Source organism: Streptomyces pathocidini (assembly GCF_001418495.1).
In the GTDB taxonomy this organism is placed as follows: domain Bacteria; phylum Actinomycetota; class Actinomycetes; order Streptomycetales; family Streptomycetaceae; genus Streptomyces; species Streptomyces pathocidini.
Window position 1 is genome coordinate 1 of the sequence record NZ_LIQY01000183.1, and the last position, 9,780, is coordinate 9,780.

Genomic DNA, 9,780 nt, shown 5'->3' on the forward strand with positions numbered 1-9,780 from the left:
CGGCACCGGCGGCGGCCGCGATGTCCCCCGCGCCTCCGACGCCTCCCACCTCGCGCTCCAAGCGGTCCTCGGCGAGGCACCCGCATGACGACGCCCCCGACACCACTGCGGAGTTCCAGGAGTTGGCGCATCTGCCGGACGGGCCGGAGAAGGAGGCCTTGCGGCGGCAGGTGGTGGAGGCGTGGATTCCGATGGCGGAGCGGTTGGCACGGCAGTTCCGCAACCGCGGGGAGTCGCTGGAGGACCTGGAGCAGGTCGCCGCCCTGGGGCTGGTGAAGGCCGTCATCCGCTACGACCCGGCGCGTGGGACCGCGTTCGAGAGTTTCGCGGTGCCGACGGTGGTGGGTGAGGTCAAGCGGCACTTCCGTGACCACATGTGGGGCCTGCACGTCCCCCGCAGGGTCCAGGAGCTGCGCAACCGCGTACGGTCGGCGCACCGCGACCTCTCCCACTCCCTGGACGGGCGGGGGCCCAGTGTGCGGGAGATCGCCGAGCACACGGGCATGACCGAGCAGGAAGTCCTCATCGGCATGGAGGCCCTCGACAGCTACACCCCGCTCTCCCTGGACGCGGAACTTCCCGGTTCCGAGGACGGGTACGCCCTCGTCGACACCCTCGGCGACCAGGAGTCCGGCTACGACCGGGTCGTGGACCGCGAAGCGCTGAAGCCGAAGCTGAGCTGCCTGCCCGAGCGGGAACGGCAGATCCTCTACATGCGCTTCTTCTGCGACATGACGCAAAGCCGCATAGCCGAACAACTCGGCATCTCCCAAATGCACGTCTCCCGCCTCATCAGCCGCACCTGCGCCACCCTCTGCGACCAGGTCATGGCCGACGCCGGCTGACCACCGGTCGGGTGGACGCTGATCACCGGTCGGGCGGACGATGCCCCGGTGCCGCAGCTCCCCGCGGACTCTCCGCGGAGCCGCGGCGCGGGGGCCGTTTCACGGCGCGCACCGGCAGGCTCCGGCAGGGTCGCGCGCGGGCTCGACACAGGCCCCGCGGGCGGCGGCCGGTTCGGCACCGACGGTCTCACCGTCGGGTTTGTCGCCCCGTCGCGGCGGAAGTTCGCGCCGCACTCGGCGCGACAAGCGGCGCCCGCCGCATGGCGCGGCCCGCACCAAGACCCCGCCGCGACGGCGGGCAAGGACCCTGGTGGGGACCGGCGGTGCCGACCGCGCCCGCACCGGCGGCGCGCCGACCGCGCGGCGTTGCCGGTTCGGGGTGATCTGCGAAGGTGGAAGCGTGGCGCCGTCCGAGAGGCGGAAGGCGGAGGGCGTCGGATCGGGAGCGGAGGCGCCGCATGCAGCAGACCGCACCGGAGGGGCAGGCCCACGGCCGGGGGCCCGTGCCGTTCGGGCCGCCGGGTGCCGCACCCGGGCTGCCCGTTCTGCCGGAGCTCGCGGCGCGGCTCGCCGCCGCGGCCGCGCACGCCGAGCCCGAACCCGTCGGCGGCGGCGCCCGCACCCTCGACGCGGCCTGCGGCTACTGGTCGCGGCGCGGCCTGTGGACCGACCCGTTCCATGTCGCCGCCGCGCCCGGCGCCGAGCCCCTGCTGCTTGCCCTGCTCGCTGCGACCGGTGGCGACGTCCTCCTCTCGCGCCCCTGCGCCGCCTGGTACGCCCCGCAGCCCCGCCTGCTCGGCCGCCAGGCCTACCACGTGCCGACCCCCGCCGAGTGCGGCGGCGTACCCGACCCGTTCGCGCTGCTCGAGACCGTACGGCGGGTGCGCGAGGAGGGCGGCGACCCCCGGGTGCTACTGCTGTCCGTCGCCGACGACCCGACCGGGACCGTCGCGCCGCCCGAGCTCCTGCACGAGGTCTGCGAGGCGGCGCTCGGCGAGGGGCTGCTGATCGTCAGCGACGAGACCTACCGCGACACCGTGCACGACCCGGCCGCCACCGTCCTGCTGAGCCCGGCCGAGATGCACCCGCAGGACGTCGTGGTGCTGGCCGACCTCGGCGCCGCCCTCGTACCGCCCGGCTGGCCCGCCGCCGTGGCCCGCTTTCCGGGCACCTGGCGCGGCGCCGAACTGCGCGCCGCCACGCTCGACGCCCTCGCCGCGTTGCGCGCCTTGCTCACGCCCCCCGTGGCCGCGGCCGCCGCGCACGCCCTCGCCGAACCGGAGACCGTCGCGGCCCGCGCCGCCGCGGCCACCCGCGTGCACGCGGCCCTGGCCGCCGCCCTCCACGCCACCGTCACCGGGGCCGGCGCCGTGGCCCGCCCGCCGCAGGCCGGCAGCCACCTCTACGCCGACCTCGACCCGCTGCGCCCCGCCCTCGCCGCGCTCGGCGTCACCGACTCCGTCGAGCTGGAGGACGACCTCACCGCCCGCCTCGGCGTACCCGTCCCCGGCGGGCACCGCTTCGGCGACGCCCCCGACGCGCTGCGCGTACGCCTGTCCACCGGCATGCTGCTCGGCGCGTCCGAGGAGGAGCGGCTGGCGGCGCTCACCGCCCCGGACCCGCTGGAATTGCCGCATGTGCGCGCGGCGTTGAGGCTGTTCGGATCAGCCCTCGCGGAACGGGACGGAGCCCGGCGATGACATCGGCCGGAGCTCCGCGATGACACTGGACGGAGCCCCGCGATGACCGAGCAGTCCGAGCGGACCACCGGACAAGCCGAGCGGACCGCCGTGCCCTCAGAGGGCGCACTCGCCGGGCGCGACCACCCGCCCGTACGGCCGTCCGAACCCCTGCCCCTCGGCGAGCGCCGCCGCTGGCCCCGGTCCTTCGCCGACCGGCTCACCTCCCCGCTGCCCGGGGTGCGTGCCCTGGCCCGTATCGCCCGCGAGGGCGGGCTGCGGCCGGTCGCGGCCGAGGCCCGCCGCGACATCCCGCGCATTCCGGTCGCCCTGCGGGGCCCGCTGCCCGAGCCGTGCGGCACGGCCGCCGTCAGCTGGGCGGGGCACGCGAGTTGGGTTGTACGGATCGGCGGCCTGACCGTCCTCACCGACCCGGTGTGGTCGCGGCGGATCCTGGGTACGCCCTCCCGCGTCACGCCCGTCGGCGTCCGCTGGGAGGACCTGCCGCCCGTCGACGCCGTGGTCATCAGCCACAACCACTACGACCACCTGGACGCGCCCACCCTCCGGCGGCTGCCGCGCGACACCCACCTGTTCGTGCCCGCGGGGCTCGGCGCGTGGTGTCGTCGCCGCCGGTTCACGCGGGTCACCGAACTCGACTGGTGGGAGGCCGTGGAGCTGCCCGCCGCGGGCGGGGAGGGGGCGGTCCGGTTCGACTTCGTGCCCGCCCACCACTGGAGCAAGCGCACCCTGACCGACACCTGCCGCTCGCTGTGGGGCGGCTGGCTGCTCACCGAGACGCGGCCCGACGGGACGGCCGGGCGCCGGGTGCACTTCGCGGGCGACACCGGCTACGGCCACTGGTTCGCCGAGATCGGCCGCCGCTTCCCCGGTATCGACCTGACGTTGCTGCCGGTCGGCGCGTACGACCCGCGCTGGATGCTGGGGTCGGTGCACACCGATCCGGAGGAGGCGGTGCAGGCCTGCCTCGACCTGGGGGCACGGGCCATGGCGCCCATGCACTGGGGCACGTTTCTGCTCTCGGCGGAGCCGCCGCTGGAGCCGCTGACCCGGGTCCGCGCGGCGTGGGAGGCGACGGGCCGGCCCCGCGAGGACCTGTGGGACCTGCCGGTGGGCGGCTCGCGGGTGCTACTGGACAACTCCTAGAACGGGAGGGGAAGGGGCGCACGGCTCGGCGGAGCCCGGAAACGGATGGAACCATTCGGGGTTCTGCGGTGTATTGAAAAGAGCGGAGCCGGACGGGGGGCGGTGGCCGGGCGCCCATCCCCTGCCGGTCTCAATCCGCGTCTCCCCTGCCGGTCTCAATCCGCGTCGCGCCCCTCCGACTGCGACTCCGGCTCGTCCTCCCGCTCGACCGCTCCCCGCCGAACCGTCCGCCGCCACAGCGTCGGCGCCGTGCTGACCGCCACCGCCAGCGCGACCGCCGCCACCACGCCCTCCCACGGCTCGGGGAACAGCGAGCCGCCCAGGATGCCGATCAGCGCGTACGCCCCGGCCCACGCCAGGCACGCGGGCGCGTCACCGCTCGCGAACCGCCGCATCGGCAGGCGCCCCAGCAGGCAGGCGACCATCACCGGGATCCGGCCCGCCGGGATCAGCCGGGAGACGACGAGTACCGGTACGCGGCGGGTCTCCAGCTTCTGCCGGGCCGTCTCCAACCGCTCGGGCGCGGCCCGTTCGCGCAGCCGCTCCAGCCAGCGCGAGCCGTTCTTCGAGCCGACGCCGCGCTGCCCGAGCCAGTAGAGGCCGAGGTCGCCGAGGAACGCGGCGAGGGCCGCCACCGCGAAGACCACCAGCAGGGAGAAGGGCGCGGTCTGGTGGAAGGCCACCACCGCGGCCGAGCTGACCACGGCCCCGGTCGGCACCACCGGCACCAGCGACCCGAGCACGACCAGCAGGAACAGCGACGGGTACCCGACGGCCCGCTGCGTCGACTCCGGCGGCACGGCCTCCACCACGTTCCGCGCCACGCCTTGGACTTCCCGCACGAGGTCGAGGATCATCGCGCGACCTCCGGCCGCACACTCTCCCCGTGCCCCAGCCGGTGCACCGCCACGCCCGGCGCCAGCCGCGCCGCGTTGCGTACGAACTCCTCGCCCGGGGCGTGGAATTCGTGCGGGCGGACGGCATCCATGCCGATCGGCCAGTACGTGCCGTAGTGCACCGGGACGGCGCTGACCGGGCGCAGCAGGGCGAGGGCCTGCGCGGCCCGGCGGGCGTCCAGATGGCTCGGGCCGAGGTAGGGGCCCCAGCCGCCGACCGGCAGCAGTGCCACGTCGCACGGCCCCACCTCGTACGCCATGTCCTCGAACAGGCCGGTGTCGCCTGCGAAGTAGGTCCGCGCCTCGCCGCGCACGACGTAGCCGAGCGCGGGGGAGCGGTGCGGCCCGTACGGCCGGCGCCGACCGTCGTGGGCGGCGCGCACCGCGCGGATCTCGACGGCCCCGACCGCCACCTCGTCGCCCGGCGCGACCTCGGTGACCCGCAGCCCGCCCGCGGCCAGCCGCCGCAGCCCCGGCACGGCGCGCTGCGCGCCACGCGGCACCAGCAGCCGGGTACCGGGGGCGAGTTGGGCCAGTGAGCGCAGGTGCAGGTGGTCGGCGTGCAGATGCGACACGAGCGCCACGTCCGCCGCGGCGGCCTCGGGCGGCGGCAGCTTGCCGCGCCGCCGCCGCAGATGCGCCAGCCGCCGCACGAAGAGCGGATCGGTCAGCACCCGGACCCCGGAGTCGGCCACGGTGGCGGTCGCATGCCCCCACCACGTGATCTCCACCGCCACGCGCCTCCTCCCACCGCCTGCCGAGGTGTGCGGTGATCCGCACGGTCGAGCGTATGCCTTGCGGGTGCCGCCGGGCACTCGGTCTGCTGTCCCTGACATCCTGAAGCCCGAATTCGCGACGCGGAGGCGGGCAGGCCGCTGGAGCTGGATGCGATCGGCGGCGCGGTACTGCGCGCGGCGCGGCGGCTGGGCGTGGCGGCGCCGGTCACCGGGCGGGTGGTGGCCGAGCTCGGCGGGCGGTGAGCCGCGGCGGCCCGGCGGGTTTTCGATCAGGCGAGACGGGAATGCGTGCCGGACGAAGATCGTTGATGCTGGAAGTACCGCATGTACCGCAAGCATCGTCTCCGACAACGAGAAGGATCGACCCCTCGTGAGCAAGGTCCCCAACATCACCCTGAACAACGGCGTGGAGATGCCGCAGCTCGGCTACGGCGTCTGGCAGGTGCCGGACGACCAGGCCGAGGCGTCGGTGGTCACCGCGATCGAGTCCGGTTACCGCTCCATCGACACCGCGGCCGTGTACGCGAACGAAGAGGGCACCGGAAAGGGCATCGCCGCCTCCGGCGTGGCCCGCGAGGAGCTGTTCGTCACCACCAAGCTGTGGAACGGCGACCAGGGCTACGACTCCACGCTGCGCGCCTTCGACACCTCCCTGTCCAAGCTCGGCCTGGATTACGTGGACCTCTACCTGATCCACTGGCCGCTGCCCTCGCGCGGCACCTACGTCGACAGCTGGAAGGCGTTCGAGAAGATCTACGCGGACGGCCGCGCCAAGGCGATCGGCGTGTCCAACTTTCTTCCGGAGCACCTGCGGACGCTGGTGAAGGAGACTTCCGTCGTCCCGGCCGTCAACCAGATCGAGCTGCACCCGTGGCTCCAGCAGGGCGAGTCGCGCGCCGCGCACGCCGAGCACGGCATCGCCACCGAGGCGTGGTCGCCGCTGGGCCAGGGCAAGGGCGTCCTGGAGGACGCCACGATCGCCGAGCTCGCCCGCAAGCACGACCGCACGCCCGCGCAGATCGTGCTGCGCTGGCACCTCCAGCTGGGCAACGTGATGATCCCCAAGTCCGTGACGCCGTCCCGTATCCGGGAGAACATCGCCCTCTTCGACTTCGAGCTGGACGAGGCCGATCTGGCCACCCTGGCGGGCCTGGACGCGGGCCGCCGCCTGGGCCCGGACCCGGCCACCTTCGAGATGGGCGCCGCCTGACCCTTCGCCGAAACGCATGACGCGGCGCCGGCGCGGAACGCACGGCGCGGCGCCGGCGCGGAGCGTATGACGTGGCGCTGAAGCTGGGCGTGTGACGCGGCGCCGTCCGGGCAACTCCCGGTCGGCGCCGCGTTATTCGTTCCGGAGCGGGGCTACAACCCCTCCGTGGGGACCACGTTGAACGCCCGCCACTCGCCCCCCGACCCCTTGGTCAGCTCGTATGTGACGTGTTGGTCCTTCCTCAGGGAGTCGGTCACGTTCAGCGCCCGCTCGTCCACCTGCACATGCGGGCCGCCGTCGTCCGGCACGAGATAGCCGAAACCCCGGTCGGTGTCGTAGAACAGCACCTTTCCCTCGGGCATACGCCTCACCGCCCCTTGGTTCCGCCGACCCCGTGCTCGGCCGCGATCTGCTCGATGCGGTGCGCGAGTTCGAGGTCGAGTTCGGTCACCTTGCCGCCGGCGCTGTGGGTGTTCGCCGAGGCCGTGAGTTTGTTGTACGAGAGCGTCAGGTCGGCGTGGTGGTTCAGCGCCTCCTGCACCCTGGCGATCTGCCCCACCATGGCCGCCGCCGCGAGATGGCCCTCGAAGGTGTACGTCCGCTCGATCCGGTCGCCGGCCAGCGCCCACCCGGACAACTCGCCGAGCGCCTTGTCGATGTCCTGCCGCGACAGCGGTTCGGATGCCATGTCCCACGCCCTCCGTGCTGGGGGTTGCCTTACCCCCAGCCTGCCACCGGACGGCTCAGCCCGCCGCCGCTCGGGCCTTGCGGGCGGACATCCACGCGTAGACGAGGACGCCCGCGAAGAGGAACAGCACGCCCTGGTAGACGGCCGCGTAGCCGGAGCCCGCCACCAGCCAGAGGGAGAAGCCGAAGGAGGCAAGCGCCAGGGCGGAGTCCCGGACCAACCGGCCGGGGGCGACCCGGTCGCGGCGGCCGGAGAGCAGGAAGTACAGCTGGGCCGCGGTGGCCAGCAGATACGGGACGGTGGCCGTGAACGTGGTGATCAGCACGAGGACCTCGAAGACCCGGGCCGTGCCGGCCGTGTAGTTGTAGACGGTCAGCAGCGAGGCCAGGACGACCGTCACGAGCACGCCGAAGGTCGGCACCCCGCGCCGTTTCTCGGCGAAGCGCGCCGGGAACAGCCCGTCCCGGGCGGCCGCGTACGGGGTCTGGGCGCTCAGCAGCGTCCAGCCGTTGAGCGCGCCGACCATCGACACCAGCGCCGCGCAGGCCACCGCCGTGCCGCCCCAGGTGCCGCCGAACATGGCGTTCACGGCATCGGAGAACGGCGCTCCCGAGTCGACCAGCTTGTCGTGCGCGACCGTGCCGAAGACGGCCAGCGTGCCCAGGAGGTAGACCAGCGCGGCGCCGAGCGTGCCGAGCACGGTCGCGCGCCCCACGTTGCGGCGGGGGTCGCGCACCTCGCCCGCGCTGACCGCGGCCGACTCCACGCCCAGGTAGCTGAACAGCAGGATCGCGGCGGACGTCGAGACCGCGCCGAGCGCGCTGCCGCCCGAGGCGTTGAAGGGGCCCAGGTTGCCGGGGTCGAAGAAGAACAGCCCGCCGACCGCCACCAGCAGCAGGGGCGCGAACTTCAGCACGGTGGAGACCAGTTGCACCGCCCCCACGTACCGCGTGCCCGCCAGGTTGGCCAGGGCGGGCAGCCACTGCAGGACGAGCGCGGCGGCCAGCATCGCCCACTTCGAGCCGTGCAGCGGCAGCAGTACGTCGAGGTAGCCGACGGCCGCCACCGCGAGGGCCGCGTTGCTCACCCAGGTGGTGATCCAGTACGCCCACGCGGCCAGGAAGCCCGCGAAGTCGCCGAAGGCCTCCCGCGCGTACACGTACGGCCCGCCGGTGCGCGGGTCGCGCCGCGCGAGCCGCCCGAAGACCAGCGCGAGCGCGATGGCGCCGATCGTGAGCACCCCGAACGCGACCAGGCTGACCGTGCCGTACGGCGCGACCGAGGCGGGGAGCAGGAAGATCCCGCCGCCGATGATGTTGCCCATCACCAGCGTGGTAGCCACCGGCAGTCCGAACCGGCGGGCGTGCCGGCTGCTGGGGCCGTCCTCGGGCGCGGCGCCCGCGGTGGTCGCGGCGGTCGGCTGGTCTTCCTGGACCGGAACGCTGTCTTCCCGGGCCGGAGCCGACTGCGGGGCGGTTCCGGTTTCGAGCATGGCGGTGCTCTGCCTTCCTGGCGTGCGGATACGAGTGCGGGTGCGGCCGTCCGCACCGGCGTCGCCGGGGGAGGCACCTCATGTTCGGTTATCGGACAACCGGCCTTCAAATCGCGGTCGAATGTCCACCGGAAGGGCCCCGGACGTCGGAAATCGGACGGTGAACAGCACGTCCGGGCGTGCATCCTCCTGCGTGCCTGCGTGCCTGCGTGCCTGCGTGCCTGCGTGCCTGCGTGCCTGCGTGCCTGCGTGCCTGCCCGGACGCCCCGCTCCGGGGTAGGCGTGGGCCGCCGTCCCCATCAGGCGTGAGCCTGCCCGGCCTGTCAGGCGTGGGTCGCCGCGTCCTCGGCGGTGTCCCCGGCGATGGGTATCTCCGGGCCTGAGGCCTCGCGGAGCCAGCGGCGCAGGACGTGGTGGACGGCCTCCGCGCCCACGAGGTCCCGGCCGTCCGGCACGGGTGGGGAGAGCTCGGCCGGCCACAGCAGGAAGGCCCGCGCCTGGTCGCCGCCGAGCCCGCCGTGCGAGCCGATCTGGTCCTCGAACGCGTACACCTCGCCCGTCGCCGGGTCGTACGCCGAGTTGACCATGATGTCCGCCGCGTGCGGGAACCCGGCCGTGTGCCGCACCGCCTCCGCCGCGCCCGGCCCGAAGCGGGCGAGCGGATTCTCCGGAACCGAGCCCCGGGCCGAGCCCAGAGCCGGGCCTGGAGCCGGGCCCCGCCCCGAGCCTGGAGTCGAGCCCGGAGCAGGGTCCAGAGCCGGGCCCCGGGCCGGGCCTGGGGTTGAGCCCAGAGCCGGGCCCGGTGCCGGGGCCAGTGGGTCCCCCGGCACCGCCGGGGGCCCGTTGCCGACCAACTCGCCCGTGTCCAGCCGGAGTTCCGCGCCGTCCGCCCCCAGCACCACGGGCCCGTGCACCTCGCTGCGCACCAGCACGAACCCCACCCCCGGATGCTCCGCCAGGGTGCGCAGCAGGGCCGGGTACCGGGCTTCGATCAGCTCCCGGCTCACCCGTCCCGGCAGGTCGGGGAAGCTGACCAGCCCCAGATTGCCGGAGCCCAGCACCACTG

General features: G+C 74.4%; 9 protein-coding genes and 2 pseudogenes. 5 read left to right on the forward strand and 6 right to left on the reverse strand.

From position 1 onward, the window contains the following. Window positions 1-20: 20 nt before the first annotated feature. The 3 genes from AOK16_RS10815 to AOK16_RS10825 all read left to right on the forward strand — a co-directional run bounded on the left by AOK16_RS10815 (window position 21) and on the right by AOK16_RS10825 (window position 3,691). A complete protein-coding gene (locus AOK16_RS10815) occupies window positions 21-845 on the forward strand; it encodes an RNA polymerase sigma factor SigF (RefSeq protein ID WP_079101247.1) in 825 nt (274 codons plus the stop codon). Window positions 846-1,303: 458 nt separating this feature from the next. Beyond that, on the forward strand, window positions 1,304-2,545 hold the full coding sequence (locus AOK16_RS10820) for an aminotransferase class I/II-fold pyridoxal phosphate-dependent enzyme (protein ID WP_055472037.1): 1,242 nt from the start codon (window positions 1,304-1,306) through the stop codon (window positions 2,543-2,545). A gap of 42 nt (window positions 2,546-2,587) precedes the next feature. Next, complete coding sequence (locus tag AOK16_RS10825) at window positions 2,588-3,691, forward strand: MBL fold metallo-hydrolase (RefSeq protein ID WP_055472038.1); 1,104 nt, start codon at window positions 2,588-2,590, stop codon at window positions 3,689-3,691. Between the two features lie 155 nt (window positions 3,692-3,846). Here the strand turns inward: AOK16_RS10825 and AOK16_RS10830 are convergent, their stop codons facing one another. Both AOK16_RS10830 and AOK16_RS10835 read right to left on the reverse strand, forming a co-directional pair. Further along, window positions 3,847-4,548, reverse strand: a complete 702-nt coding sequence (locus AOK16_RS10830; RefSeq protein ID WP_055472039.1) for a DedA family protein — start codon at window positions 4,546-4,548, stop codon at window positions 3,847-3,849. Next, complete coding sequence (locus AOK16_RS10835; protein ID WP_055472040.1) at window positions 4,545-5,324, reverse strand: MBL fold metallo-hydrolase; 780 nt, start codon at window positions 5,322-5,324, stop codon at window positions 4,545-4,547. Before AOK16_RS10835 ends, AOK16_RS10830 begins: the two co-directional genes overlap by 4 nt. A 114-nt stretch (window positions 5,325-5,438) precedes the next feature. Here AOK16_RS10835 and AOK16_RS25480 point away from each other — a divergent pair. Next, window positions 5,439-5,567, forward strand: a pseudogene (locus AOK16_RS25480) (ketopantoate reductase C-terminal domain-containing protein); the annotation flags it as partial. A 127-nt stretch (window positions 5,568-5,694) separates the two neighbouring features. After that, window positions 5,695-6,534 (forward strand): aldo/keto reductase, encoded by an 840-nt coding sequence (locus AOK16_RS10840; RefSeq protein WP_276202492.1) that lies wholly within the window; start codon window positions 5,695-5,697, stop codon window positions 6,532-6,534. A 152-nt stretch (window positions 6,535-6,686) separates the two neighbouring features. Here the strand turns inward: AOK16_RS10840 and AOK16_RS10845 are convergent, their stop codons facing one another. The 4 genes and pseudogenes from AOK16_RS10845 to AOK16_RS27130 all read right to left on the reverse strand — a co-directional run. Beyond that, window positions 6,687-6,896 (reverse strand): cold-shock protein, encoded by a 210-nt coding sequence (locus tag AOK16_RS10845; protein ID WP_055472041.1) that lies wholly within the window; start codon window positions 6,894-6,896, stop codon window positions 6,687-6,689. Window positions 6,897-6,901: 5 nt separating this feature from the next. Then, window positions 6,902-7,222, reverse strand: a complete 321-nt coding sequence (locus AOK16_RS10850; RefSeq protein WP_055472042.1) for a 4a-hydroxytetrahydrobiopterin dehydratase — start codon at window positions 7,220-7,222, stop codon at window positions 6,902-6,904. A 55-nt stretch (window positions 7,223-7,277) separates the two neighbouring features. Beyond that, window positions 7,278-8,714 carry an amino acid permease gene (locus tag AOK16_RS10855; protein ID WP_055472043.1) on the reverse strand — a complete coding sequence of 479 codons (1,437 nt, stop codon included), beginning with the start codon at window positions 8,712-8,714 and terminating at the stop codon, window positions 7,278-7,280. Window positions 8,715-9,037: 323 nt separating this feature from the next. After that, window positions 9,038-9,780 (reverse strand): annotated as a pseudogene (locus AOK16_RS27130) (hypothetical protein); the annotation flags it as partial.